We start from the raw sequence: 25346 nt of genomic DNA, 5'->3' as shown, positions 1-25346 counted from the left end.
TGCGGGCGTGGAGAACCGGAACGCGGTCAGGTTGGGACGTCAGGTCGGCGTGGTGGGCCTCGGGTGCTGGCAGCTCGGCGCCGACTGGGGCCAGGTGGACGAGAAGGACGCGCTGGCGGTGCTCCACGCCGCCGCCGACACGGGCGTGAACTTCTTCGACACCGCCGATGTCTACGGCGACGGGCGCAGCGAGACGCTCGTCGGCCGCTTCCTGCGCGAACGCGGGGACGCGGGCATCACCGTGGCGACCAAGATGGGCCGCCGGGTGGAGCAGGTGCCGGAGAACTACACCCGCGAGAACTTCCTGGCCTGGAACGACCGGTCCCGCGCCAACCTGGGCGTGGACACGCTCGACCTGGTCCAGCTGCACTGCCCGCCGACCCCGGTGTACTCCACCGACGCGGTGTTCGACGCGCTCGACGAGATGGTCGAGGCGAAGCGGATCGCCGCGTACGGCGTGTCCGTGGAGACGGTGGACGAGGCGCTGACCGCCATCGCCCGGCCGGGTGTGGCCAGCGTGCAGATCATCCTCAACGCGTTCCGGCTCAAGCCGTTGGAGCGGGTCCTGCCGGCTGCTGAAGAGGCTGGGGTGGCGATCATCGCCCGCGTGCCGCTGGCGTCCGGGCTGCTGTCGGGCAAGTACACGCGCGACACGCGCTTCGGTGAGGACGACCACCGCAACTACAACCGGCACGGCGAGGCGTTCGACGTCGGCGAGACGTTCTCCGGCGTGCCGTTCGAGGTGGGGCTGGAGGCCGTGGAACGGCTGCGCCCCCTGGTGCCGGCCGGTGCGACCCTCGCGCAGTTCGCGCTGCGCTGGATCATCGACCAGCCGGGCGTGACCGTGGTGATCCCGGGCGCCCGCAACCCCGAGCAGGCGCGGGCGAACTCGGCGGCGGCGGACCTCGCCCCGCTGACCGTGCAGGACGAGGTCCGCGCCGTGTACGACGAGCTGGTGCGGCCGGTGGTGCACGACCGCTGGTAGGTCACTCCTCGTCTTCCTCGACGTCGAGTTCGCCGAGGATCGCGTACAGCTTGCGCCGTGCCTCGTTGAGGACCTCGACGGCGCGGGACTGCTGCTCACGCGTGCCCGCGTGGGCCATCTGGTGCATCGCCGCGCCCAAGTGCCGCGCGGCGGTGCGCAGCTTGGCCGCGCCCGCGTCCTGGTCGTCGGTCACCTGCTGCCACGGCGGGGTGTCCCCGAGCTTGGCCGCTTCGGCGCGGCCCGCCTCGGTGAGCGAGAACAGCTTCTTGCCGCCCGCCTCCTCGGTCGACGTGACCAGGCCCTCGTCGGCCAGCAGCTGGAGGGTCGGGTAGACCGAGCCCGGGCTGGGCCGCCACAGGCCGTCGGTGCGCTGCCCGATCTCCTGGATCATCTCGTAGCCGTGCATGGGCCGTTCGGCCAGCAGGCTCAACACCGCCGCGCGCACGTTGCCCTTGCGCTGCCGGCCGCGTCCGCCGCGCCGGAAGAAGTCGGGCGGACCGGGTGGGATCGGCGGTCCGCCGAACCCGAAACCGCCGCCGAAACCGCGCCGCGGGTCGCCGAAGCCGTGGTCCCGCTGGTGGCGTTCGTGGAACCGGTGTCCTGGGTGGTGGGGGTGCATACGCATGTCGTTGCTCCTTCATCGATCGGTTCTGACACATCAACGATATATCGGAACCTGTCGCGATGCAACGGTCGGTGTTGGCGTGCGGTCGTGGGACACTGGGAGGTGCTATGACTGCCCTTCCCCTCGTGTTCGACGCGCCCAAGCGCGGCCTGCCGCCGCGCCACCTCGCCGACCTCACCGCCGACCAGCGGAAAGAGGCCGTGGCGGCGCTGGGTGAGAAGCCCTTCCGGGCCGCTCAGCTGTCCCACCACTACTTCAGCCGGCTGACCGTCGACCCGGCGGAGATGACCGACATCCCGGCCGCGTCGCGCGAACGCCTGGTGACCGACCTCATGCCGCCGCTGTGGACGGAGCTGCGCGCGGTCGAGGCGGACGGCGGCGCGACCCGCAAGACGCTGCTGCGCGCGCACGACGGGACGCTGGTCGAGTCGGTGCTGATGCGCTACCCGGACCGGGCCACGCTGTGCATCTCGTCGCAGGCGGGGTGCGGCATGGCGTGCCCGTTCTGCGCCACGGGACAGGGTGGGTTGACCCGCAACCTGTCGACGGCGGAGATCGTGGACCAGGTGCGGCGGGGTGCGGCGGCCATGCGCGACGGCGAACTGCCGGGTGGGCCGGGGCGGCTGTCGAACATCGTGTTCATGGGCATGGGCGAGCCGCTGGCCAACTACAAGCGGGTCGTCGAGGCGGTGCACCGGATCTGTGATCCGGCGCCTTCGGGGCTGGGGATCTCGCAGCGGTCGGTGACGGTGTCGACGGTGGGGTTGGTGCCGGCGATCCGTCGCCTGACGGAGGAGAACCTCCAGGTCCGGTTGGCGGTGTCGTTGCACACGCCGGATGACGAGCTGCGGGACACGTTGGTGCCGGTGAACACGCGGTGGAAGGTCGCCGAGGTGTTGGAGGCGGCGCGTGGGTACGCGGATCGGACCGGGCGGCGGGTGTCGATCGAGTACGCGCTGATCCGGGACATCAACGACCAGGGGTGGCGGGCGGACCTGCTGGGGAAGGTGCTGCGCAAGCACCTGGGGCAGTTGGTGCACGTGAACGTGATCCCGTTGAACCCGACGCCGGGGTCGAAGTGGGACGCGTCGCCGAAGCCGGTGGAGCGGGAGTTCGTGCGGCGGGTGAAGGAGCAGGGTGTGGAGTGCACCGTGCGCGACACCCGCGGGCAGGAGATCGCGGCCGCCTGCGGCCAACTCGCCGCCGAGGGCTGATATCCGGAGACGGCAGTTCTCGCCATCGAAGGGCGGCGAGCGGACCAGGGCGATGTCGTCGGAAGCGGCACCCGCTCCGGCCGGTGTCGTCCCAACCAGGCTCAGCGTCCGGCCTTCACAGCGGCGAATGCGGAATCCGGCGTGGCTTGTTCGGCGTTCTGTCACTACCGAACACCGAACAGGCGGCTATGACGTCTTGACCACGATGGCGGTGGCGTTGTCGTTGCCGCCGGCGGATTCTGAGTCGGCTAGGAGGCTGCGTACGGCCTGCTCCGGGGACGACGTGCGCAGGATGTCCAGGATCCGGTAGTACGGGACCTGTTCGGCTACGCCGTCTGTGCACAGCAGGTAGACGTCGCCCGCCTGTGGCCGGATGTGGAGCAGATCCGGGTCCGGGTGGGACGAGTGGCCCACGTAGCGGGTCAGTTGGTAGCCGGCCGCGTGGGCTTGGGGCGAGTCGTGGGGCCACCAGCCGTGGACTGCGCCCAGCCACGCCATCGTGTGGTCGACGGTCAGCAGCTCCAGCAGGCCTGAGCGCAGGCGGTACGCCCGGGAGTCGCCGAGTTGGGCCAGCCACAGGCCGTCTGGGGACTCCACCAGGGCGGTCAGGGTGCAGCCGGCCAGGGTGCCGGACGTGCGGCCGAAGTCGGCGACCGCTCGGTGGGCCTCCGACAGGGCTGGGCGGATGCCGGGTACGCCCGAGGACTGGATGTGGGAAACGACCAGGTCCACCGCGGTCCGGCCGGCCATGGCGCTGCCCGGGCCGTCGCCCATGCCGTCGGCGACGATCGCCACCAGGGGCTCGGTGGACAGGTGGGCCACGTCGAAGTTGGCGTGGTAGCGGCGGCCCGTGTCGGTGCCCGCCGCGGCGGTGTACAACGCCGTCAGCGGCGCCACGAGGTGCGGCTGCGGACCTGCTCCCAGATGAGCAGGAGCGCCATGCCGGCACCGAAGGCGATCACCCAGATGTCCTCGGTGCGACCGTGGTGGTTGCCGATGAGCAGCGAGAACGTCGCCAGCACGGACAGCCAGCCGGCGATGCGGATGCCCTTGGGGAAGGTGCCGTGCCAACCCCACTCGGCCGACGGCTCGTCGTGGGTGTCGACCGCCGGACGCTTGTCCAGTTCAGAGGACGAAGACACAGCCGCACGACCTTCCTGCCCGATCAAGTTCACGTACGGCGTCATCGTCGCACATCACGAGCACGGTCGAGACGTGAGGTGCGCGGCACTGCCCCCGGCCGCTAACGTCACGCGCTGTGCGGAAGGTGACGAGGTGACCGACCAGCCCGGCTTCCACCCGGCCGAACAGCCCGCGCCGGACACGTTCGCACCCGTCGAAGTCGGCCTGTACGGGGTCACCAAGCGGTTCGCCGACCAGACCGCCGTGGACGACCTCTCGCTGCGGGTCCACGAAGGCGAGTTCTTCTCCGTCCTCGGCCCCTCCGGGTGCGGCAAGACGACGTTGCTGCGCATGATCGCCGGGTTCGAGCACCCCGACGCGGGCCGCCTCGAGCTGGACGGCGTCGACATGGTCGGCGTGCCGCCCTACCGCCGGGACGTCAACACCGTCTTCCAGTCCTACGCCCTCTTCCCGCACATGTCGGTGTGGGACAACGTGGCCTACGGCGTGAAGCGCAAGGGCGTCCGCGGCGACGCGCTGAAGAAGACCGTCGGCGAACACCTGGAACTGGTCCGGTTGAGCCAGTACGCCAAGCGCCGCCCGGCCCAGCTGTCCGGCGGGCAGCAGCAACGGGTGGCGATCGCCCGCGCGCTGGCCGCCGGACCCCGGCTGCTCCTGCTGGACGAACCCCTTGGCGCGCTGGACGCCGTGCTGCGCAAGGAACTCCAGATGGAGCTGATGCGCATCCAGCGCGAAGTGGGCACGACGTTCCTCTACGTCACCCATGACCAGGAGGAAGCGCTGGTTCTGTCGCACCGCGTGGCCGTGATGAACGCGGGCCGGGTGGAGCAGGTCGGCTACCCCGAGGACGTCTACGAGCGGCCCGCGACCCGGTTCGTGGCCGGGTTCATCGGCACGTCCAACATCCTCGACGCCAAGGTGTCCGGTGTGGACGGTCGCTGGGTCGAGCTGGACGCGGCGGGCACCACCCGGCTGCGGGCGCGCCTGGACGGCGAGGTCCGCCACGGGCAGCGGGTCGCCGCGATCGTGCGACCGGAGAAGGTCCACCTCTACGACGACGCCGCCGAACCGCCGACGGGCTGGTGCGTGGTCGCCGGCACCGTCCGCGACGTCGTGTACACCGGTGTGTCGACCCAGTACGTGGTGGACGTGCCCGGTGGCGGCGAACTCGTCGCGTTCGTGCAGAACACCCGCCGCATCGACGACGCGGGCGCGCCCGGCCAGCCCGTCCGGATGGGCTGGGACCCCGACTTCACCGTGCTGTTGGAGAGCGCCGATGACTGATCGAGACCTCCGGATCGCCCGCCTGTGGGACGCCGGGGTGAGCCGCCGCACGATGCTGCGCTCCACCGCGTTCTTCGCGCTCGCCGCGACCGGGGCGTGTGGTGTCGGCGAAGCGCCGTCCACCTCGCAACCCACCACCTCCAAGGCCAAGGCGGTCAACGCCAAGGAGGAGGCGAAGCTCAACTTCTACAACTGGACCGACTACATCGCGTCCGACACGTTGTCCGGCTTCAAGTCCGCGACCGGCATCGACGTCACCTACGACAACTTCAGCACCAACGACGAGATGGAAGCCAAGATCGCCTCCGGCGCGGCGGGCTACGACCTCGTCGTGCCCAGCGACAACTTCCTGCGCCGGTTCCTGCGCGCGGGCCTGCTCTCGCCGCTGGACCACGACCTGCTGCCCAACCTCAAGAACCTGGAGAAGCGGTTCACCGAGGCCGACTACGACCCCGGCAACGCCTACTCGGTGCCGTGGGCGTGGGGCACGACGGGCCTGGCGTACGCGAAATCCCAGCTCGGGGACGTGTCCGGGTTCACCGCCTACGACCTGGCCGCCGCGCAGGGCCGCAGCACGATCCTGGACGAGGCCCGCGACGGTCTCGCCCTGGGCCTGCTCAAGGCCGGCCACGACCCGAACACCACCGACCCCAAGCACCTCGACGAGGCGGTCAAGGTGCTGCTGGAGCTGAAGAAGAAGATCGGCCAGATCACCTCCGACGTCATCGAACCGCTGACCGGCGGCCAGGTGCCGCTGGCGCAGGCCTACTCCGGTGACGCGTTCCAGGCCCGGGAGACCAACCCGGACATCGCGTACGCGATCCCGGCCGAGGGTGGTCTGTCCTATGTGGACCTGCTGTGCATACCCGAGGACGCGCCGCACGCCGCCAACGCGCACCGGTTCATCGACTACGTCCTGGGTCCGGAGGTGGGCGCGGCCCTGGCGAACGCCATCCGCTACGGCAGCCCGAACGCCGCCGCCAAGCCGCTGATCGAGAAGGAACTGTTGGACGACCCGCTGGTGTACCCGTCCGACGAGCAGTTGGCGAAGCTGCCGTTCACCAAGGACCTGGGCGCCGAGGTCGAGGCCCGCTACGCGGACGCGTGGACGAAGGTCAAGACCGGCTGACCGGGAACGACGCGAAACCCCTGATCACCGTGGACGCGCGGTAGGAGGCGGTGCCCGCCTGGCGCAGGCGCGGCAGGCGGGCCAGGGCGCGGAACACGACCTCGCCCTCCATGCGGGCCAAGGTCGCGCCGAGGCAGTAGTGGATGCCGCTGGAGAACGCCAGGTGCTCGGGCTTCCGCTCGCGGGCGAGGTCGAAGCGGTCCGGGCCCGGGTAGACCTCCGGGTCGCGGTTGGCGGCGGCGATGACCACGTAGACCTCCTCGTCCCGGCGGACCCGGTGACCGGCCAGGTCGACGTCCTCGTGCGCGACGCGGGCGGTCAGCTGCACCGGCGGGTCGAAGCGCAGGACCTCTTCCACCACGGCCGGCGCGAGGTCCGGGTCGGCGCGCAGCAGGGCGAACTGGTCGGGGTGGCGCAACAGGGCGGCGGTGCCGTTGCCGATGAGGTTGACCGTGGTCTCGAAGCCCGCGATGAGCAGGAGTCCGCAGGTGGCGACGAGTTCGTGGGTGTTGATCTTGCCGTCGCCCTCGGCCTGGACGAGGTCGCTGATCACGTCCTCGCCCGGGTCGTGCCGGCGGCGTTCGATCAGGCGGGTGAACAACGCGTCGAGGTCGGCCGTGGTCTTCCGCAAGGCCCTGACCTGCGCCAACGACGTCGGTCCGTCGAGGGTTGCGCCGACGACCTTGCCGTGCTCGGCGAACTCGGCGGTGTCCTCGTCGGGGATGCCGAGGAGGGTGCTGATCACGGCGATCGGGAGCGGCGCGGCGAAGTCCGCGATGAGGTCGAAGTCCCGTCGGGTGAGGAGTTGGTCGACGAGTTCTTCGACCCGGGCGCGGTAGCCGTCGATGCGGCGCGGGCTGAACGCGGGCGCGGCCAGGCGGCGCAGGCGCGTGTGGTCCGGCGGGTCCTGCTCCAGGAACGAGTCGTAGAACGTGCCGGTGGCGTCGCGGGCGGCCGGTGACATGCCGGGTAGTTCGCCGTCGGTCTTCCGGACGCCGAAGCGGCGGTCGCGCAGGACGCTGTTGGCGAGCGCGTGCGAGGTGGTGACCCACTGGCCGGTGCGCTCCTTGTAGAGCGGTCCCTTGGCGCGCATCCGCTCGTACAGCGGGTACGGGTCGGTTGTGGTGTCCAGCTTGCCGATGAGGCTGAACGTGCGGCCTAAGAGGCGTGTCGCGCTCGCTTCGGCGACGTACCGCAGTTCGGTGAACGTGGTCATGGTCGAACCCCCTCCAGGAACGTGGTCAGCACCAGACGTGGCGCGTCCAGCGGGGCGAGCCGGCCCGCCGCGATGGCCTCCCAGGCGGTGAAGATCACCCCGTAGAACGTGTGCAGGACCCACCAGGCGGGCAGGTCGGCGCGAAGCTGCCCCTGCTGCTGGCCGGTCGCCACGAAGGCGAGGAAGGGCTGGTCCATCCGGTCGAGCCGCTCCGCGACGCGCGGGTCCTGTTCGAGGCCGGGGAAGCGCAGCAGGAACTCCAGGCGCGGGCCGAGCGGGACCAGTTTGGCGACGAGGTCGTCGAGCACCTCGCGGGTGGGCCGGGTGAGGTCCACGTCGGCGACCGCCTCGTCGACGACGTCCAGCGCGCTGTCCGCGAGCGCCACGACCAGGTCCTGGCGGGTGGGGTAGCGCTTGTGCAGCGTGGTGCGCCCGATGCCGGCGGCCTTGGCGACGTCGCCCAGCGAGGCGGACGGGTCGGCCAGCAGGACCCGGGTGGCGATGTCGACGAGGTGAACACTCATGTTCACAACAGTACACGAACGTTCGCAGCCGAACTGGGTTGTTCACGCGTTTTGGAGGTCGGGCAGAATCTGGGCTCGTGTCCCGGACCCGGCGCAGGTGGCTCGTCGCCACCGGCCTCCTCACCCCGACCGGCCTGTGGCTGGGCGCCTTCCTGATCGCACCGCTGGTGCTGGTGGTCCAGTTCAGCTTCGCCACGCGGGACACCGGCGTCGCGCGGGCCGTGCTGCCGTGGACGACCCAGGCCTACCGGACCGCGCTGGACCCCGCGTTCCTGCCGATCTTCGGGCGGACCCTGGCCTACGCCGGGATCACCACGGCGCTGTGCCTGCTGCTGGGGTTCCCGCTGGCGTGGTTCATCGCGCGGCACGGCGGGCGGTACCGGACGGCGCTGCTGGCGGCCGTGCTGGTGCCGTTCTGGTCGTCGTACCTGGCGCGGGTCTACGCGTGGAAGGCGCTGCTGGACGGGGAGGGGCTGGTCAACCGGCTGCTCGGGGCGGTGGGGCTGGGGCGCGACGGCGGGTTCCTGCTCACGCACGGGGCCGTGGTGGTGGGGCTGACGTACGGGTTCCTGCCGTTCATGGTGCTGCCGCTGTACGTGGCGTGCGAGCGGTTCGACCACCGGCTGGTGGAGGCGTCCTACGACCTCGGGCACGGGCGGGTGTCGACGTTCGTCCGGGTCGTGCTGCCGGCCGTGTTCCCGGGGGTGCTGGCGGGGTCGTTGCTGGTCCTGGTGCCGGCGGCGGGTGACTTCGTGACGCCGAGGCTGCTCGGCGGGGTGGACCAGTCGACGTTCGGCAGCGTGATCGACGACCAGTTCCGGGGCGGCAACAACTGGCCGCTGGGGTCGGCGATGGCGGTCCTGCTGCTGGTCCTGGTGGTCGTGGTGCTGGTGCTGCGCGGGCGGCGCGGGGAGGACGTGCTGTGAACCGGCGGCCGTGGGTGCTGGGCGCGGTGGCGGGGGCGGTGTTCGCGTTCCTCTACCTGCCGATCCTGTGGCTGGCGCTGGTGTCGTTCAACGATTCGCGGTCGTTGAGCCGGATCAGCGGGTTGTCGACCCGGTGGTACGCGGAGCTGCTCGACGATTCACGGGTGTTGGAGTCGCTGGGGCTGACCCTGCGGCTCGCGGGGGCCAGTGCGGTCGTGTCGACGGTGATCGGGACGTCGGCGGCCTTCGGGTTGCGGCGGGCGTTCCCGGGGCGCGGGTTGTGGACGGTGCTGCTGAGCCTGCCGCTGGTGGTGCCCGAGGTGGTGCTGGGCGTGGCGCTGCTGGGGTTCTGCGTCAAGCTCGCCGGCATCCCGCTCGGGTTCGGCGCGCTGCTGGCCGCGCACGTGGCGTTCTCGCTGAGCTTCGTCGTCGTGGTGGTGCGGGCGCGGGTCGCCGGGATGGACCCCCGGCTGGAGGAGGCGGCAGCCGACCTCGGGGCCGGCCCGCTGGTGGCGTTCCGCACGGTCACGCTGCCGCTGGTGGCGCCGGCCGTCGCGGCGGGCGCGGCATTCGCGTTCCTGCTGTCCTTCGACGACGTGGTGACGTCCAGCTACCTCACCGGGGTCGGGTCCACGACACTGCCCGTGTTCGTCTACGCGCAGGCGAGCAAGCGGGGCGTGTCGCCGGAGATCGTGGCCCTGTCCACGCTGCTCGTGGCGACCAGTGCGGCCCTGCTCATCGCGGGTGTCCTGGTCGCCGCCAAACGTGCGCGGTCGTCAACTTTCGTCGGCTCGATCCGCGACGAATGAACGCCGTGGCGCGCGGGGGGAGTGTTTACCGTTGTCCGTTGTGACGGCTGTCGTTCAGCGCCTGCGGCCCGAGGTGGTGGCCCTGCGGGCCGCGCCTCGGGAGTTCCTCCGCACGCACGCCGAGCGACTGCGCGAGGTGACCTGGTGGCGGGTCGGCCGGGAGCTTTTGGCGATCGCGCTGCTGCTGGTGCTCGACGTGTACCCGGGGTTCATCGCGGGCGACAAGCAGGTCCAAGGCTGGTCCGTGGTCTTGGTCGGCCTCGGGTACGTGGGCCTGTACGTGCTGCGGTTGGGGTTCCCGGCGATCGCGCTGCTGGCTGCGACCTGGGTGGTGTTCACCCTCGAACACGGCGGCATCGCGACGATCATCATGCTGGCCTACGCGGCCGGCTACCGGATCGTGGCGTGGCAGCGCTCGCTGGTGACCGCTGCTTTGGGCCTGGCCGTGTACATGGTGGCCTGGGACCTGTCCGCGCCGACGCTCTCCGGCCCGCTGGGGTCGTGGATCATCCTCACCGTCTACGGGATGGTGGTGGTCCTGCCGTTCCTCGTCGGCCGCTACACCGCGCAGCGCAACGCCCTGGTCGCGGCGTTGCAGGAACGCGAGGAGCGGGTCGTGCGGGAACGGCAGATGGTGTCCCGCCAGGTCCGGCTGCGCGAGCGCAACCGGATCGCCCAGGACATGCACGACAGCCTCGGCCACCGGCTGAGCCTGATTTCGGTGCACGCGGGCGCGCTGTCCCTGGATTCGGGGCTCGGTGACAAGCAGCGCGAGGCCGTGCAGGTGCTGCGTAGTGCGGCATTGACGGCCATGGAGGAGTTGCGCGGGGTTATTGGTGTTCTGCGCCGGGACGAGCCCGATGAGGAGCAGGTTCGGCGGACCGTGGACGCCATCGACGAGCTTGTCGAGGGGGCGCGGCGGGCCGGGGTGCGGGTCAGCTTGGTGCGTGGTGGCCAGCCACGTCCGCTGCCCGCGAAGGTGAGTCACGCGGCGTACCGGATCGCGCAGGAGGGGCTGACCAACGCCAGCAAGCACGCGCCCGGGGCGAGCGTCCAGGTGACCGTCAAGTACGAGCCGGACGCATTGGTGGTCGAGGTCCGCAACAACCCGCCCAAGGTCAAGCCGCGCGACGGAGTCGGGTTCGGGCTGGTCGGGTTGGGTGAGCGGGTGCGGCTGGCGGGCGGGATGCTGCACGTCGGCGAGCTGCCCACGGGTGGCTTCCGGATCGCGGCCCTGCTGCCGTACGAGGACACGGCGGCGGCCGACGACGAGCCGTCCGACGACAGCATCCCCATCGAGCAGACCAAGCCCGCGACCGGTATCCGCAAGTGGGCCGGGGTGGGGTCGATCGTGCTGGCCGGGATGGTCGTGCTGATCGTCATCGCCGGGTATGTGTGGCTGGGCAGCCGGCCGTTGACCAAGGTCGTGCCGTCGGACCTGTACGAGAAGGCGTCGATCGGCGACTCGGAGGCGGACCTGAGGAGCCGATTCCCGGGCGGCTCGTCGCCGGTCCTGAGCGACATCACCCAGGGCGCCGACCCCGAACCGGCCGGCACCGCGTGCGAGTACTTCGTGACCGACGACCAGAGCTACACCTCCGGCGGGGTCAAGGTAGTGCGCTTCTGCTTCGCGGACGGCAAGCTCGTTGAGAAGAAGATCCACCTGCACCATGGGGCGTGAACGTTGATCCGGGTCCTGATCGCCGATGACGAGCCGTTGATGCGCGCGGGCATCAAGGCCATCCTCGGCACCGCCGACGACATCGAGCTGGTGGCCGAGGCTGGTGATGGGCGGGAGGCGGTGCGGATCGCTGCCGAGCGGCGGGTGGACGTGGCGGTGTTGGACATCCGGATGCCCCGTCTGGACGGCTTGGCGGCGGCGCGGGAGCTGCGGTCGGTGGCCCCTTCGGTGCGGGTCGTGATGCTCACCACGTTCGGCGAGGACGACAACATCGTGCGTGCTTTGTCCGACGGGGCGGCGGGTTTCTTGTTGAAGGACTCCGCGCCGGAGGAGTTGCTGCGGGCCGTTCGGGCGGTGCACTCGGGGGAGGCTTACCTGTCGCCGATGGTGACCAGCCGGGTGGTGGGGATGGTGGCCCAGGTGGGGCAGCCGCGCCGGCAGGAGGCCATTCGGCAGGTGGAGGGGTTGACCGAGCGGGAGGTGGAGGTGCTGGCGCTGCTCGGGTTGGGGATGTCGAACGCGGACGTGGGGCAGCGGCTGCACATGAGCGAGGCGACGGTGAAGACGTACGTGAGCCGGTTGTTGGCGAAGTTGGGGTTGACGAACCGGGTGCAGGCGGCGTTGCTGGCGCGGGACGCGGGCTTGGCTGGGTGAGCAGGCTTGCTTCTTGGCGGGCTGAGCTGCGCCGCCGGAATCTCTTGGCGGGCTGAGCGGGCTGTTTTGTCGGTGGTGGGTGGGACAATGGTGATCGGGGGCCGGAGGCCGGCGTGATCGGGGCCGGAGGTCTGAGCTGGGCTTTCTCGCTTGAGCTTCCACCCGCCCACCCCCTCCCAGGCCGTCCCCGCAAGAGCCCGAAGAGCCCCCGGCTGCGCCGGAAAATCCCGGCTGAGGTTTCGTTGGTCCACCCACCCGCCCCCACCCAGGCCGTCCCCGCAAGAGCCCGACGCAAGAGCCCGAAGAGCCCCGGCTGCGCCGGAAAGCGCCCGGCTGCGCCGGAAAGCGCCCGGCTGCGCCGGAGCGCCACCTCGCCCGCCCGGTTGCGCCGGGAGCCGCGCTCAGCAGGGTGCGCCGCGCCCAGCCCAACGTGCGCATAAGGCAGCCCCCTGCCGACCTGGGGGATAGTCGACAGGGGGCTGTGGATCGCGGCGCGCGAGGGGGTGCGCGCTCCGCGAGGTCCGGTGCGGTTATGCGCGTGCGCGGTTGCCCGTCACCAGGCGGTAGATGCCCAGCACGACCAGCGAGCCCAGGATGGCGAGCAGCCACGTGCTCAGGCTGAAGAACGTGTTGATGTCGGTGCCGAACAAGGCCTGGCCGATGAACCCGCCGATGATGGCCCCGACGATGCCGAGCAGCATCGTGATGATGATGCCACCCGGGTCGCGACCAGGCATGATCGCCTTGGCGATGGCGCCCGCGATCAAGCCGAGTACGATCCAACCCAAGATGCCCACAGGGGCTCTCCTTCCTGCCGGCCTCGACGGGCGGAATCCGTCGTGGCGCTTGATCAGGGGTTGCCCACGGACGGGTGAGCCCACGCCTGCGTTACCATTCCGTGACCTGAGTACCGCTGTGCGGTCTGTCAGCTTGGTTCCGGAACAATGGGCGGTGATGAGCACACCACGCACGGTCCTGGTCCTCGGGTCGACCGGTTCGGTCGGCACCCAGGCCCTCGACGTCATCGCCGCCAACCGCGACCGCTTCTCCGTCGTCGGGCTCGCCGCCGGCGGCTCCGACCCGGCCGCGCTGGCCGCCCAGGCCGTCGAGCACGGCGTCGAGGCCGTCGCGGTCGCCAAGGCCACGGCCGTCGAGGACGTCACGCTCGCCCTCTACGCCGAGGCGCAGAAGCGCGGCTACGCGAAGGCCCAGTTCAAGCTGCCGCGCGTCCTGGCCGGGCCGACCGCCATGGTCGACCTCATCGACTCGACCCCCGCGGACGTCGTCCTCAACGGCATCACCGGCTCCATCGGCTTGGAGCCGACTCTCCGGGCGCTCGATTCCGGCTCGACGCTGGCCCTGGCCAACAAGGAGTCGTTGATCGCCGGCGGTCCCCTCGTGCTCAAGGCCGCCAAGCCCGGTCAGATCGTGCCGGTGGACTCCGAGCACTCCGCTCTCGCCCAGTGCCTGCGCGGCGGCACGGACGCCGAGGTCGCCAAGCTCGTGCTGACCGCGTCCGGTGGCCCGTTCCGGGGCCGCAAGCGGTCCGAGCTGGAGGGCATCACCGCAGCTCAGGCCCTCGCCCACCCGACCTGGTCGATGGGGCCGGTGATCACCATCAACTCCGCCACCCTGGTCAACAAGGGGCTGGAGCTGATCGAGGCGCAACTGCTGTTCGGCGTCCCCTACGAGCGCATCGACGTGGTCGTGCACCCCCAGTCGATCATCCACTCGATGGTCACCTTCACCGACGGGTCGACCCTCGCGCAGGCGTCCCCGCCGGACATGCGGCTGCCCATCGCGCTCGCCCTCGGCTGGCCCGAGCGCGTCCCCGGCGCCGCCGCCGCGTGTACCTTCGAATCACCGACCGCCTGGACGTTCGAGCCGCTGGACGACGAGGTCTTCCCGGCGGTCCGGCTGGCCAGGCAGGCGGGCTCCGGCGGGGGTTGCCTGCCGGCGGTGTACAACGCCGCCAACGAGGAAGCGGTCGCGACCTTCCTGGACGGCGGCACGTCGTTCACGTCCATCGTGGACACGGTGGAGCGGGTGCTGGCGGAGGCGGACGGCTGGGCGCACGAGCCGGCCGACGTCGCCGAGGTGCTCGCCGCCGAGGATTGGGCCCGCACGCGGGCGCGGGAACTCGTGGCCACTTCGGTGGGGTCTGGAAGGGACTGAGAGTGGTCTTCTTTTTGGGCATCTTGCTGTTCGCCCTGCTGATCGGCATCTCGATCGCCCTGCACGAGCTGGGCCACCTGGCCACCGCGAAGATGTTCGGGATGAAGGTGACCCGGTACTTCATCGGGTTCGGGCCGAGGATCTGGTCGTTCCGCCGCGGCGAGACCGAGTACGGCCTGAAGGTCATCCCGGCCGGCGGGTTCTGCGAGATCACCGGCATGACCGCGCTGGAGGAGGTCCGGCCCGAGGACCAGCACCGCGCCTTCTACAAGCAGAAGACCTGGAAGCGGGTCGTGGTGCTCAGCGCGGGCTCCATCACCCACTTCATCCTCGGCTTCATCATCCTGTACCTGATGGCCGCCATCATCGGCATCCCCAACCTGCGCAACACGCCGCTGGTCGCCGAGGTCGCGCCGTGCGTCACCAGCGTCATGGTCACCGAGTGCAAGCCCGGCGACACCTCGCCCGCGCAGAAGGCCGGCTTCCAGGCGGGCGACGAGATCCTCGCGGTGGCCGGCACGCCCACGCCGACCTGGACCGACGTGCTGAAGGTGACCCGCGACCGGTTCGGCGCCACCGACTTCAAGGTCAAGCGCGGCGACCAGGAGCTGGTGCTCAGCGTGGACGTGACCCGGGTCGACCGGGAGTACGTGCGCAAGGACGGCACGACCTACAAGAAGGAAGTCGGCGCGATCGGCATCCTGCACCAGACCGAGTTCAACTACAACGCGCTCACGGCCTTCGGCGGGGCCACCAAGTACACCGGCGACATGTTCGTCAACACGTGGAACGGCCTGCTCAAGTTCCCGGAGAAGATCCCCGCCGTGGTCAAGGCCATCGGCGGCGGCGAGCGCGACCTGGACACCCCGGTCAGCGTGGTCGGCGCGTCCCGGCTGGGTGGCGAGGCGGTCGAGCAGGGCCTGTGGCCGTTCTTCTGGCTGATGCTGGCCGGCCTGAACTTCTTCGTCGGTGTGTTCAACCTCCTGCCGCTGCTGCCGCTTGACGGTGGTCACATCGCCGTCAACCTGTACGAGCGGGTGCGAAACTGGATCCGGAAGCTGCGCGGTCTGCCCGCGGGCGCGCCGGTCAACTACCTGCGGCTGCTGCCGCTGACCTACTTCGTGATCTTCGTGGGCGGTGCGGTGACGCTGCTGACCGTGACCGCGGACATCGTCAACCCCATCCGGCTCCAGTGATCGTTGTGAGAGGTGTTTGTCCATGAGTGACGGCGTGCTCCTCGGGATGCCGGCGCTGCCGCCCCCGGTGCTGTCCGAGCGCCGCAAGACCCGCCAGCTGATGGTCGGGTCCGTCGGTGTGGGCAGTGAGTACCCGGTGTCGGTGCAGTCGATGACCACGACGGTCACGGCGGACGTGAACGCGACGCTGCAGCAGATCGCGGAGCTGACCGCGGCGGGCTGCGACATCGTCCGGGTGGCGTGCCCGTCGCAGGACGACGCGGACGCGCTCGCGGCGATCGCGAAGAAGTCGCAGATCCCGGTGATCGCGGACATCCACTTCCAGCCCAAGTACGTGTTCGCGGCGATCGAGGCCGGGTGCGCGGCGGTGCGCGTGAACCCGGGCAACATCAAGAAGTTCGACGACAAGGTCCGCGAGATCGCGCGGGCCGCGAAGGACCACAACACCCCGATCCGGATCGGCGTGAACGCGGGTTCGCTGGACCCGCGGCTGATGGCCAAGTACGGCAAGGCCACCCCGGAGGCGCTGGCCGAGTCGGCGCTGTGGGAGGCGTCGCTGTTCGCCGAGCACGACTTCCACGACCTGAAGATCTCGGTCAAGCACAACGACCCGGTGGTCATGATCCGGGCCTACGAGCTCCTGGCCGAGCAGTGCGACTACCCGCTGCACCTGGGCGTGACCGAGGCCGGTCCGGCGTTCCAGGGCACGATCAAGTCCGCCGTGGCGTTCGGCGCGCTGCTGCGCCAGGGCATCGGCGACACGATCCGGGTCTCGCTGTCCGCGCCGCCGGTGGAGGAGGTCAAGGTCGGCCACCAGATCCTCCAGTCGCTGAACCTGCGGCCGCGCAAGCTGGAGATCGTCTCCTGCCCGTCCTGCGGTCGGGCCCAGGTGGACGTCTACACGCTGGCCGAGCAGGTCACCGCGGGTCTGGAGGGCATGGAGGTCCCGCTGCGCGTCGCGGTCATGGGCTGCGTGGTGAACGGGCCGGGCGAGGCGCGCGAGGCCGACCTGGGCGTGGCGTCGGGCAACGGCAAGGGCCAGATCTTCGTCAAGGGCAAGGTGATCAAGACCGTGCCCGAGCACCAGATCGTGGAGACCCTCATCGAGGAGGCCATGCGGATCGCCGAGGAGATGGGCGAGGCCGCGGGCGACGGTGAACCGGTGGTCACGGTCGGCTGAGCGGGTGGCGGACGCGCGTGGAATGCGGTCCATCTGGCAGGCTTGAACCGTGCTGAGGCTTGCTGGCGCGCGCGTCCTGGACGAGCGGGACCTCGACGAGGTCCTCGCGGTGCTGGCGGGCGACCCGGTGGCCGCCTGCATGGTGGCCGCCCGGGTCGAGGTCGCCGGGCTGGACCCGTGGCGGCTGGGCGGCGAGGTGTGGGCCTACGACCACCGGTCGCTGCGCGGCGCCCGGCTGGACGCCCTGTGCTTCGCCGGGCCCAACCTGATCCCGCTGTGCGGCAACGCGTCCGCCATCCGCAGCTTCGCCGACCGGGCGCGGCGGCGGGGCCGGATGTGCTCGTCCCTGGTCGGTCCGGCCGAGCAGGTGCTCGCGCTGTGGGAGGAACTGGCCGCGGACTGGGGTCCGGCCCGCGAGGTGCGCGGCGACCAGCCGCTGATGGCACTCGGGCGGACACCGTCCGTGGCGCCGGACCCGCTGGTGCGGCCGGTGCGCCCGGACGAACTGGACCGGTACCTGCCGGCGGCGGTGGCCATGTTCATCGAGGAGGTCGGCGTCGACCCGTGCGCCGACGACGGCGGCGCGTCCTACCGGGCGCGGGTGGCCGAGCTGATCTCCAGCGGTCGCGCGTTCGCCCGGTTCGAGGGCCGGGACGTGGTGTTCAAGGCCGAGATCGGGGCGATGTCGAACAAGGTCGGCCAGATCCAGGGCGTGTGGGTGCGGCCGGACCGGCGCGGGCACGGCCTGGGCACCGCCGGGACCGCGGCCGTCGCCGAACGCCTGGTCCGGGGGCTGGGCCGGACCGCCTCGCTGTACGTGAACAGCTACAACGACGTGGCGCGGGCGGCGTACCGGCGCATCGGTTTCAGCCAGGTCGGCCAGTACGCGACGGTGCTGTTCTAGGGCTGTTCCGGCCACCCGGCATACTCACCACCCGTGACCCTCCGGACTGCCCTGGCCGTGGTGGCTCTCCTGGTGCTCAGCGGATGCGGCCTGTTCTCCTCCAAACCCGGTCCCGACCAGATCGCGGGGGACTTCCTCGGCAAGCTCGCGTCGGGTGACGTCGACGGCGCCGCGGCCATGACCGACGACTCCGGCGGGGCCAAGGAACTGCTGGAGAAGGTGCGCGGCGCGCTCAAACCGGCCGCCGTGCGCGCCTCCGTCGAGCAGGTGCGGTCGGCCGGCGAGTCGTCGTCGGCGGACGCCACGGCGAAGCTGGAGTGGGAGCTGGCGCACGGCCGGGTGTGGTCGTACCAGACGAAGTTCGACCTGCGCCGGGAAGAGGACGCGTGGAAGGTGCACTGGTCGCCGTCCGTGCTGCACCCGAAGCTGGGCGCGCAGCAGTCCATCGGGGCGTCCGAGGTGAGGCCCGCCCTGGCCCCGGTCCTGGACCGCGAGGGCACACCCCTGCTGTCGCCCGAACAGGTGATCTCGATCCTGCTGGACCCGGCGCAGGCCGGTGACGTGGCGGCGGTCGCGGGTGCGCTGGGCGCGGCGCTGGGGCGGATCGACCCGGCCATCACGGCGGCGTCGATCACCGAGGGCGTGGGCAAGGTGCCCGCCGGGCAGGTGTACCACGTGGCGGCGTTGCGCGACGCCGACTACCAGAGCGTGAAGCCGGAGATCTACGAGCTGCCCGGGGTCCGGTTCACCACCCAGACCAGCCTGCTCGCGCCCGCGCGGGACTTCGGGTCGCAGGTGCTGCCCGCGGTGCGCAAGGCCGTGGAGGAGGAGATCGCGGGGCGGGCCGGGTTGCGGATCTACACCGTGAACGCGGCCGGCGACGAGGTCGAGGACCTGCACGAGGTGGCGCCGGAGCCCGCCGAGGCGGTGTCGACGGGCATGAGCCGGACCGTGCAGACCGCGGCCGAGGACGCGCTGGAGCCGATCGCCGAGCCCGCGATGCTGGTGGCGCTGTCCGCGTCGACCGGCGACATCCTGGCCGTGGCCCAGAACAAGCCCGCCGACGAGCAGGGCGCCATCGCACTGACCGGCCGGTTCCCGCCCGGGTCGACGTTCAAGATGATCACCGCGGCGGCGGCCGTGGAGGCGGGCATCGCGCCGGACTCGCCGCAGCCGTGCCCGGGTCGCATGACCATCGACGGGCGGCGGATCGTGCCCAACGACAAGGAGTTCGAGAAGGGCACGATCCCGCTGCACTCGGCGTTCGCGTTCTCCTGCAACACGACGTTCGCCAAGATCGCCGCCGAGCTGCCGGCGGACGCGCTGACCAAGCAGGCGGAGAAGTTCGGCCTGGGCGTGGACTTCGAGATCCCGGCCATCACCACCATCACCGGCTCGGCGCCGCCCGCCACGGACGTCGTGGAGCGCGCGGAGGACGGCTTCGGCCAGGGCAAGCTGCTGGCGAGCCCGTTCGGCATGGCCCTGGTGGCGGCCACGGCGGCCAACGGCTCGATGCCCACGCCGGTGCTGCTGAAGGGGCGCGAGACGAAGGCCAACCTGAAGCCGACTGCGCCGTCGCCGGCGGTGCTGGAGCCGTTGCGGGCGATGATGCGCGAGGTGGTCGAGTCGGGGACGGCTCCGCAGTTGCGGCCGTACGGGGACGTGCGGGGCAAGACGGGGACGGCCCAGTTCGGCGACGGCACCAACTCGCACGGCTGGTTCGTGGGGTACCGGGGCGATGTGGCTTTCGCGACGTTGCTGCTGGGCACGAACACGTCCGCGCCTGCGGTCGACGCCTCGGCCCGTTTCCTGCGCGCACTGGGCTGAACGGGGCAAACATCAATGTGATACATTGTGATACATGGAGCGTATCGGGCTTCGCGAACTCCGGCACCACACCAACGACTACGTTCGTCGTGCGGAGGCGGGTGAGCGGATCGCGGTGACCGACCACGGTCGAGTGGTCGCGAAGATCGTCCCCCCCGACGACGAGGCGTTGAGCCTCTGGGACCAACTGGTCGCCAACGGCGAGATGCTGCGCGGCCGGGGAGGTCCGCTGCCCGAGCCGCTGCCGCCGTCGACCGGCACGCCGCTGTCCGAGGTGCTGCGCCAGATGCGCGAGGACGAGCGCTGGTGATCTACTTCGACACCTCCGCGCTGGTGAAGCTGGTGCAGACCGAAGCGGAAACGGCCGCGCTGCAGGAGTGGATCGAGGCGCGTCACGGGGTTCGGCTGACGACCAGCACGCTGGCACGGGTCGAGCTGGTCCGGGCGGTGCGCCACGAAGGCGACCCAGCTGTTCGGGTGGCGACCCGCCTGCTGGTCGAACTCCACCAAATGCCGATGACGATGGACCTCCTCGACGCGGCCGGCGCGCTGCCGGTCCCGTTGCGGTCGCTCGACGCCATCCACTTGGCCTCGGCGTTGCGCTTGCGCGGTGAGCTGAGCGCGTTCGTCGCCTACGACAAGCGGTTGCTGGCGGCGGCGGACGAGTTGGGGTTGCCGGTCGCCTCGCCAGGGGTGTCCTGACCGCATTGCGGGCATACGGCGCACAGAGCGTCACGGGCAGGCCGTACTGTGGTGGGCATGTCCGTGCGTGCCCCTCTTGAGCCCGGTGTGCTCTCCCCGCGTCGTCCGGTGCCCGCTGAGATCGAGCGGCCCGAGTACGTGGATCGCAAGGAGCCCAAGCGCAACACCGACCCGTGGGTGCAGCCGCCCGAGGTGGTGGAGGCGATGCGCGTCGCCGGGCGGTTGGCGGCGCAGGCGTTGCAGGAGGCCGGCAAGGTCATCGTCCCCGGTGTCACCACCGACGAGATCGACGCGGTCGTGCACGAGTTCCTGTGCGACAACGGCGCCTACCCCTCGACCCTGGGCTACCGGGGCTTCCCCAAGTCGTGCTGCACCTCGCTGAACGAGGTCATCTGCCACGGCATCCCCGACTCGACCGTCGTCCAGGACGGCGACATCGTCAACGTCGACGTCACCGCCTACATCGGCGGCGTCCACGGCGACACCAACGCCACCTTCCTCGCGGGCGACGTCCGCGAAGAGGTCCGGCTGCTGGTCGAGCGCACCCACGAGGCCACCATGCGGGCGATCAAGGCGGTCAAGCCCGGTCGGCAGCTCAACGTGGTGGGCCGGGTCATCGAGTCCTACGCCAACCGGTTCGGCTACGGCGTCGTCCGCGACTTCACCGGCCACGGCATCGGCCGCACCTTCCACAGCGGCCTGGTCGTGCTGCACTACGACGCGCCGCACGTCCCCACGGTCATCGAGACCGGCATGACGTTCACCATCGAGCCCATGATCACGCTCGGCGGCATCGACCACGACATGTGGGACGACGGCTGGACGGTCACCACCCGCGACAAGAGCTGGACCGCCCAGTTCGAGCACACCATCGTGGTCACCGAGGACGGCGCCGAGATCCTCACGGTCTGCTGAGGTCGGCCAGCAGGCCGGCGAGCGCGGCGGCGACCTCCTCCGGCGCGGACGCGGCGGCCAGGTGGTGCGCGGCCAGCGATCGCACCGGCCAGCCGAGGGCGGCGGCCTGCTCGGCGGCGGTCGCGTAGGCCTCACTGAGCTGCAAGTACGCGGACGGCCCGGGCCAGGACACGGTGGGGCGGGGCTCCTTGAGGAACGCCAGCGGCACCTCGGGGGCCTCGCCCACGATCTCCTCCAGCAGTCGCACGTCCGGGACCATCGCGGACAACGCCTCGGGCGCGAACCAGGTGTCCCACCGGGGCATCAGCCCGTCCCGCGAGATCGACTTCAGGTGCGCCATGCGGTCCTCGGGGGCGTCGTCGCGCCAGCTCCGGCCGGGTGTGGGCAGTTCGGCGTCCAGGAACACCAGCCCCGCCACGGGCGTCTCCAGGGCGTCGGCGAACGCGGGCAGCAACGGGCCGGCGCCGCTGTGGCCGACCAGCACCAGTTCGCCCTCCACCAGCGAGTCCTCCACCGCGTCGGCGAAGACGCCGATGATCCGTTGGTGCACCGGCGCCGCGTTCACGGTGACCCGCAGGTCGAGCAGCAGGGTCGGGTGGCCGTGGGCGGCCAGCGCGTCGGCCAGGGGCCGGAGGCTCGCCGGACCGAGGTAGGGGCTGTGCACCAGGACGGTGGTGGCGGGCACGTCGACCATGACGTGGATGATGTCAGCCGGGACCGACAACGAGGGGACTTTGAGGACTGTGGGCGGTGCGCTGCTGGTCGCGGGCACGACCTCGGACGCGGGCAAGAGCGTCCTGGCGGCCGGGGTGTGCCGCTGGCTGACCCGGCGGGGTGTGCGGACGGCGCCGTTCAAGGCCCAGAACATGTCCAACAACTCCGTGGTCACGGTCGAGGGCGGCGAGATCGGCCGGGCCCAGGCGCTCCAGGCGGCGGCGTGCGGGCTGGAGCCGAGCGTGCGGTTCAACCCGGTCCTGCTCAAGCCCGGCGGTGACCGCAGCTCGCAGGTGGTCGTGCTGGGCAAGGCGGTCGGCGAGGTGTCGGCGCTGTCCTACCGCGAGCGCAAGGCCGAGCTGATGCAGACTGTTCTGTCCACTTTGGATGGTCTTCGGTCCGACTTCGACGCCGTGGTGTGCGAGGGCGCGGGCTCGCCGACCGAGATCAACCTGCGGGCCAACGACATCGCCAACATGGGCCTGGCGCGTGCGGCGGACCTGCCCGTCATCGTCGTCGGCGACATCGACCGCGGCGGGATCTTCGCGCACCTGTTCGGCACCCTGGCCCTGCTCGACCCGGCCGACCAGGCCCTGGTCAGCGGGTTCGTGGTGAACAAGTTCCGCGGCGACCCGGCCCTGCTCGAACCGGGTCTGCGCCGGCTCGACGCCCTCACCGGCCGGCCCGTGCTGGGCGTCCTGCCGTGGCGCGAGGAGCTGTGGCTGGACGCCGAGGACTCCCTCTCCTACACCGCCGACGGCGTGATCGGCCGTCCCGCGCCCCCGCACGGCGACCAGTGGCTGCGGGTGGCGGTGGTGCGGTTGCCGCGGATCTCCAACGCCACGGACGTGGAGGCGCTGGCGTGCGAGCCCGGTGTGTCGGTGCGGTTCGTCACCGAGCCGTCCCGGCTGGCGGACGCGGATCTCGTGGTGCTGCCCGGTTCCAAGGCCACGGTCAGCGACCTGGACTGGCTGCGCACCACCGGACTCGCCGACGCGATCGTCCGCCACGACGGCCCGGTCCTGGGCATCTGCGGCGGGTTCCAGATGCTCGGCCGCACCATCGAGGACGCGGTCGAGTCGCGCGCGGGCACCGTGGAGGGCCTGGGCCTGCTCGACGTGGACATCCGGTTCGAGCCGGACAAGACCCTGCACCGCCCGCACGGCGAGGCGCTGGGCGAACCGGTCACCGGCTACGAGATCCACCACGGCCGCGTGGTCCGCTCGACCGGCGAGGGCCTGATCACCCTGCCCGACGGCACGTCGGAGGGCGTCCTGGCCGGCCGGGTCGCCGGCACGCACTGGCACGGCCTGCTGGAGAACGACGGCTTCCGGCGCGCGTTCCTGCGCTGGGCGGCCGGGCACGCGGGCCGGGACGGGTTCACCTCCGCACCGGACACGGACTTCGCCGGTCGCCGCGCGGCGCAATTGGACCTGCTGGGCGACCTGGTCGCCGACCACCTCGACACGGACGCGCTGCTCGCGCTGCTCGAACGCGGTGCGCCCACCGGACTCCGGGTCGTCCCGCCCGCGGGCGTCCCGCCGATCGCCTGACCCGGCGTCGGGGTGTGCGCGACCGCCAAGTCGCGCGGGGTGCCACCGAAGGCGGGCTCGGCGTCGACCACCAGTCCATCATCACCCAGTGCGAGCGTCAATCACCTCTCTGTGCACGATCAGGGCCGGCTTCGGCTTTGACCACCGCACGGTCGTCGCCGCCATGCCCGCGATCACCAGGACGGCGGCGCCGATCCGCAGCGGCGACACGGCCTCGTCCAGCAGCAGCCAGCCGGAGAACATGCCCGCCACCGGGACCAGCAGGGCGAACGGCACCACGGTCGAGGCGTCGTACTCCCGCAGCAGGAACCCCCAGACGCCGAACCCGAACAGCGTCGAGATCCACGCGATGAACAGCAACGCGCTCACCCCGGTCCACCGCAGGTCGGTCAACGCGGCCAACCCGGCGGCCGGCCCCTCGAACACCAGCGACAACCCGAGCAGCGGCAGGACGGCGACGGCGCTGACCCACACGATGAAGCTCAGCGCGTCCGGCGGCTTGGCGTACCGGGTGACGACGTTGGACAGGCCCCAGGCCACCGCGCCGAGGACGACCAGCAGCAACGCGGAGATCGGGCTGCCGACGCCGTAGTCCAGCGCGATGAGCATGATCCCCACGGCGGCCACGGTCATACCGGCCAACTGCACGGGCCGGGGCCGTTCGCGGAGCAGGGCGGCGGCGAAGATCACCGTGAAGATGACCTGGCTCTGCAGGACCAGGGACGACAGCCCGGCCGGCATCCCCGCGCCCATGCCGAGGAACACCAGCCCGAACTTGGCCACGCCCAGCAGGAACCCGACCGCCACCACCCACTTCCACGCCACCCGCGGCTTGCCGACGAACCACAGGGCGGGCACGGCGGCGGCCAGGAAGCGCAGCGCGGAGAACAACAGGGGCGGGAACTCGGCGAGACCGACCTTGATGACGACGAAGTTGACGCCCCAGATGCTGGTGATCAGGACCGCGAGGGCGGCGTGGCGAGGTTTCACGACCTCGAGTCTTGGCGGACCGATCGTTTAGCACCAGCGAATACTGCTAAGGCTTTTGGTTTAGGATTGCTACATGCTCGATCTCGGCAGGCTCCGCGCCCTCCACGCCGTCGCCACGCACGGGTCGGTCGGCGCCGCGGCGACGGCGTTGGGGTACACGCCCTCCGCGGTGTCCCAGCAGATCGCCAAGCTGGAACGCGAGACCCGCAGCACGCTGCTGGAACGGCGCGGCCGTGGCGTGGCGCTGACCGACGCCGGCTACCTGCTCGCGACCACGGCGGGGCAGGTGCTCAAGCTGGTCGAGGAAGCCGAGGTGACGCTGGAGGAGCAGCGCGGGGCGGCGGTGGGCGAGCTGCGCATCGGCGCGTTCGCCACGGCCGCGCGAGGGCTGCTGCCGGCCGCGCTGGTGGCGCTCGCGCGCGACCACCCGGCGCTGGACGTGCGGCTGGTGGAGCTGGACCCGCCGGAGGGGTTGGAGGCGGTGGCGCGCGGCGAGTTGGACATGGCCGTGACGCATGACTGGGTGAACACGCCGTTGGCGGTGCCGGACGCGGTGTCGCGGGTGCAGTTGGGGGAGGACGTCGCGGACGTGCTGCTGCCCGTGTCGCACCGGTTGGCGGAGCGCGAAGTCGTGGTGCCGGAGGACTTGGCGGGGGAGCGGTGGATCTGCCAGCCGGAGGGGACGATCTGCCACGACTGGCTGGTGAACACCTTCCGCGGAGCGGGCATGGAACCCGATCTGGCTTACCGGATCGCCGAGTACGAGACGCAGTTGGCCTTGCTGGCGAAGGGGATCGGCGTCGCGTTGCTGCCGCGCTTGGGGCGCGGTGAGTTGCCGGGCGGGGTGCGGGCGGTGCCGTTCACGCCGACGCCGACCCGGCGGGTGTTCGCGGTGTGGCGGACGCAGGCCACTCGGCGGCCCGCGGTGGGGGCCACTTTGGCGGCGCTGCACGGCTGTTGGGGTGAACGTTCCACCGCTTGAGTAACGATCGTGCAAACC

26 protein-coding genes are annotated in these 25346 nt (G+C 71.1%); 18 read left to right on the top strand and 8 right to left on the bottom strand.

The features are described from left to right. Nucleotides 1-7 precede the first annotated feature (7 nt). Nucleotides 8-985, top strand: coding sequence for an aldo/keto reductase (locus RIN75_RS25290; protein WP_309114501.1), 978 nt, complete (start codon nt 8-10; stop codon nt 983-985). Between the two features lies 1 nt (nt 986). Here RIN75_RS25290 and RIN75_RS25285 read toward each other — a convergent pair whose 3' ends face one another. After that, complete coding sequence (locus RIN75_RS25285) at nt 987-1610, bottom strand: PadR family transcriptional regulator (RefSeq protein WP_309114500.1); 624 nt, start codon at nt 1608-1610, stop codon at nt 987-989. 107 nt (nt 1611-1717) lie between these two features. Between RIN75_RS25285 and rlmN the strand changes: the two genes are divergently transcribed. Next, on the top strand, nt 1718-2824 hold the full coding sequence (rlmN, locus tag RIN75_RS25280) for a 23S rRNA (adenine(2503)-C(2))-methyltransferase RlmN (protein WP_309114499.1): 1107 nt from the start codon (nt 1718-1720) through the stop codon (nt 2822-2824). A gap of 186 nt (nt 2825-3010) precedes the next feature. Here the strand turns inward: rlmN and RIN75_RS25275 are convergent, their stop codons facing one another. Together RIN75_RS25275 and RIN75_RS25270 are read right to left on the bottom strand one after the other, a co-directional pair. After that, nucleotides 3011-3721 (bottom strand): protein phosphatase 2C domain-containing protein, encoded by a 711-nt coding sequence (locus tag RIN75_RS25275; RefSeq protein ID WP_309114498.1) that lies wholly within the window; start codon nt 3719-3721, stop codon nt 3011-3013. Beyond that, entirely contained in the window at nt 3709-3966 is a 258-nt protein-coding gene (locus tag RIN75_RS25270) for a DUF2631 domain-containing protein (protein WP_309114497.1), read from the bottom strand. The genes RIN75_RS25275 and RIN75_RS25270 overlap by 13 nt, the downstream gene beginning before the upstream one ends. Before the next feature lie 133 nt (nt 3967-4099). Between RIN75_RS25270 and RIN75_RS25265 the strand changes: the two genes are divergently transcribed. Next, entirely contained in the window at nt 4100-5251 is a 1152-nt protein-coding gene (locus RIN75_RS25265; RefSeq protein ID WP_309114496.1) for an ABC transporter ATP-binding protein, read from the top strand. After that, the gene (locus RIN75_RS25260) at nt 5244-6380 is read left to right on the top strand and encodes a spermidine/putrescine ABC transporter substrate-binding protein (protein WP_309114495.1); all 1137 of its coding nucleotides are present in this window, start codon (nt 5244-5246) and stop codon (nt 6378-6380) included. Before RIN75_RS25265 ends, RIN75_RS25260 begins: the two co-directional genes overlap by 8 nt. Here RIN75_RS25260 and RIN75_RS25255 read toward each other — a convergent pair. Beyond that, nucleotides 6367-7596: a cytochrome P450 gene (locus RIN75_RS25255; RefSeq protein WP_309114494.1), complete on the bottom strand. Its 1230-nt coding sequence runs from the start codon at nt 7594-7596 to the stop codon at nt 6367-6369. The genes RIN75_RS25260 and RIN75_RS25255 overlap by 14 nt on opposite strands. After that, nucleotides 7593-8120: a TetR/AcrR family transcriptional regulator gene (locus tag RIN75_RS25250; protein ID WP_309114493.1), complete on the bottom strand. Its 528-nt coding sequence runs from the start codon at nt 8118-8120 to the stop codon at nt 7593-7595. The genes RIN75_RS25255 and RIN75_RS25250 overlap by 4 nt, the downstream gene beginning before the upstream one ends. Before the next feature lie 77 nt (nt 8121-8197). Here RIN75_RS25250 and RIN75_RS25245 point away from each other — a divergent pair, with 77 nt between their 5' ends. Genes RIN75_RS25245 through RIN75_RS25230 form a run of 4 tightly spaced genes read left to right on the top strand, consistent with a single transcriptional unit; the run spans nt 8198 to nt 12190 of the window. Beyond that, on the top strand, nt 8198-9046 hold the full coding sequence (locus tag RIN75_RS25245) for an ABC transporter permease (protein ID WP_309114492.1): 849 nt from the start codon (nt 8198-8200) through the stop codon (nt 9044-9046). Then, entirely contained in the window at nt 9043-9855 is an 813-nt protein-coding gene (locus RIN75_RS25240) for an ABC transporter permease (protein ID WP_309114491.1), read from the top strand. Before RIN75_RS25245 ends, RIN75_RS25240 begins: the two co-directional genes overlap by 4 nt. A gap of 40 nt (nt 9856-9895) precedes the next feature. Further along, on the top strand, nt 9896-11536 hold the full coding sequence (locus RIN75_RS25235; protein WP_309114490.1) for a histidine kinase: 1641 nt from the start codon (nt 9896-9898) through the stop codon (nt 11534-11536). Nucleotides 11537-11539: 3 nt separating this feature from the next. Then, nucleotides 11540-12190 (top strand): response regulator transcription factor, encoded by a 651-nt coding sequence (locus RIN75_RS25230; RefSeq protein WP_309114489.1) that lies wholly within the window; start codon nt 11540-11542, stop codon nt 12188-12190. A 530-nt stretch (nt 12191-12720) separates the two neighbouring features. Here the strand turns inward: RIN75_RS25230 and RIN75_RS25225 are convergent. Continuing rightward, nucleotides 12721-12987 carry a GlsB/YeaQ/YmgE family stress response membrane protein gene (locus RIN75_RS25225; RefSeq protein ID WP_309114488.1) on the bottom strand — a complete coding sequence of 89 codons (267 nt, stop codon included), beginning with the start codon at nt 12985-12987 and terminating at the stop codon, nt 12721-12723. A 157-nt stretch (nt 12988-13144) separates the two neighbouring features. On the opposite strand from RIN75_RS25225, the gene dxr reads away from it, so the two are divergent. From dxr to map, 8 genes are read left to right on the top strand one after another with little or no spacing between them, the layout of a single operon-like run. Continuing rightward, nucleotides 13145-14365 (top strand): 1-deoxy-D-xylulose-5-phosphate reductoisomerase, encoded by a 1221-nt coding sequence (dxr, locus tag RIN75_RS25220; RefSeq protein ID WP_309114487.1) that lies wholly within the window; start codon nt 13145-13147, stop codon nt 14363-14365. 2 nt (nt 14366-14367) lie between these two features. Further along, on the top strand, nt 14368-15561 hold the full coding sequence (locus tag RIN75_RS25215; RefSeq protein ID WP_309114486.1) for a site-2 protease family protein: 1194 nt from the start codon (nt 14368-14370) through the stop codon (nt 15559-15561). Nucleotides 15562-15607: 46 nt separating this feature from the next. Next, nucleotides 15608-16741 carry a flavodoxin-dependent (E)-4-hydroxy-3-methylbut-2-enyl-diphosphate synthase gene (gene ispG, locus RIN75_RS25210; RefSeq protein ID WP_309114513.1) on the top strand — a complete coding sequence of 378 codons (1134 nt, stop codon included), beginning with the start codon at nt 15608-15610 and terminating at the stop codon, nt 16739-16741. A 49-nt stretch (nt 16742-16790) separates the two neighbouring features. Next, entirely contained in the window at nt 16791-17645 is an 855-nt protein-coding gene (locus RIN75_RS25205) for a GNAT family N-acetyltransferase (RefSeq protein ID WP_309114485.1), read from the top strand. A 33-nt stretch (nt 17646-17678) separates the two neighbouring features. Next, nucleotides 17679-19472 carry a penicillin-binding transpeptidase domain-containing protein gene (locus tag RIN75_RS25200; protein ID WP_309114484.1) on the top strand — a complete coding sequence of 598 codons (1794 nt, stop codon included), beginning with the start codon at nt 17679-17681 and terminating at the stop codon, nt 19470-19472. A gap of 34 nt (nt 19473-19506) precedes the next feature. Continuing rightward, entirely contained in the window at nt 19507-19782 is a 276-nt protein-coding gene (locus RIN75_RS25195) for a type II toxin-antitoxin system prevent-host-death family antitoxin (RefSeq protein ID WP_309114483.1), read from the top strand. After that, nucleotides 19779-20174 carry a type II toxin-antitoxin system VapC family toxin gene (locus RIN75_RS25190; protein ID WP_309114482.1) on the top strand — a complete coding sequence of 132 codons (396 nt, stop codon included), beginning with the start codon at nt 19779-19781 and terminating at the stop codon, nt 20172-20174. The genes RIN75_RS25195 and RIN75_RS25190 overlap by 4 nt, the downstream gene beginning before the upstream one ends. A gap of 57 nt (nt 20175-20231) precedes the next feature. Further along, nucleotides 20232-21089, top strand: a complete 858-nt coding sequence (gene map, locus RIN75_RS25185) for a type I methionyl aminopeptidase (protein WP_309114481.1) — start codon at nt 20232-20234, stop codon at nt 21087-21089. On the opposite strand, the gene RIN75_RS25180 is transcribed toward map, so the two are convergent. Further along, entirely contained in the window at nt 21076-21813 is a 738-nt protein-coding gene (locus RIN75_RS25180; protein ID WP_309114480.1) for a hypothetical protein, read from the bottom strand. The genes map and RIN75_RS25180 overlap by 14 nt on opposite strands. On the opposite strand from RIN75_RS25180, the gene RIN75_RS25175 reads away from it, so the two are divergent. Next, the gene (locus tag RIN75_RS25175) at nt 21791-23356 is read left to right on the top strand and encodes a cobyric acid synthase (RefSeq protein ID WP_309114479.1); all 1566 of its coding nucleotides are present in this window, start codon (nt 21791-21793) and stop codon (nt 23354-23356) included. The two genes, RIN75_RS25180 and RIN75_RS25175, sit on opposite strands and share 23 nt — an antisense overlap. Before the next feature lie 81 nt (nt 23357-23437). Here the strand turns inward: RIN75_RS25175 and RIN75_RS25170 are convergent, their stop codons facing one another. After that, nucleotides 23438-24346, bottom strand: a complete 909-nt coding sequence (locus RIN75_RS25170; protein WP_309114478.1) for an EamA family transporter — start codon at nt 24344-24346, stop codon at nt 23438-23440. A gap of 73 nt (nt 24347-24419) precedes the next feature. Between RIN75_RS25170 and RIN75_RS25165 the strand changes: the two genes are divergently transcribed. Further along, entirely contained in the window at nt 24420-25328 is a 909-nt protein-coding gene (locus tag RIN75_RS25165) for a LysR family transcriptional regulator (protein WP_309114477.1), read from the top strand. The last annotated feature ends 18 nt before the right edge of the window (nt 25329-25346 follow it).

The organism is Saccharothrix sp. (assembly GCF_031180885.1).
Classification (GTDB): domain Bacteria; phylum Actinomycetota; class Actinomycetes; order Mycobacteriales; family Pseudonocardiaceae; genus Actinosynnema.
Note: the sequence above shows the minus strand (reverse complement) of the source record. Positions and strands in the feature narration are given on the sequence as shown.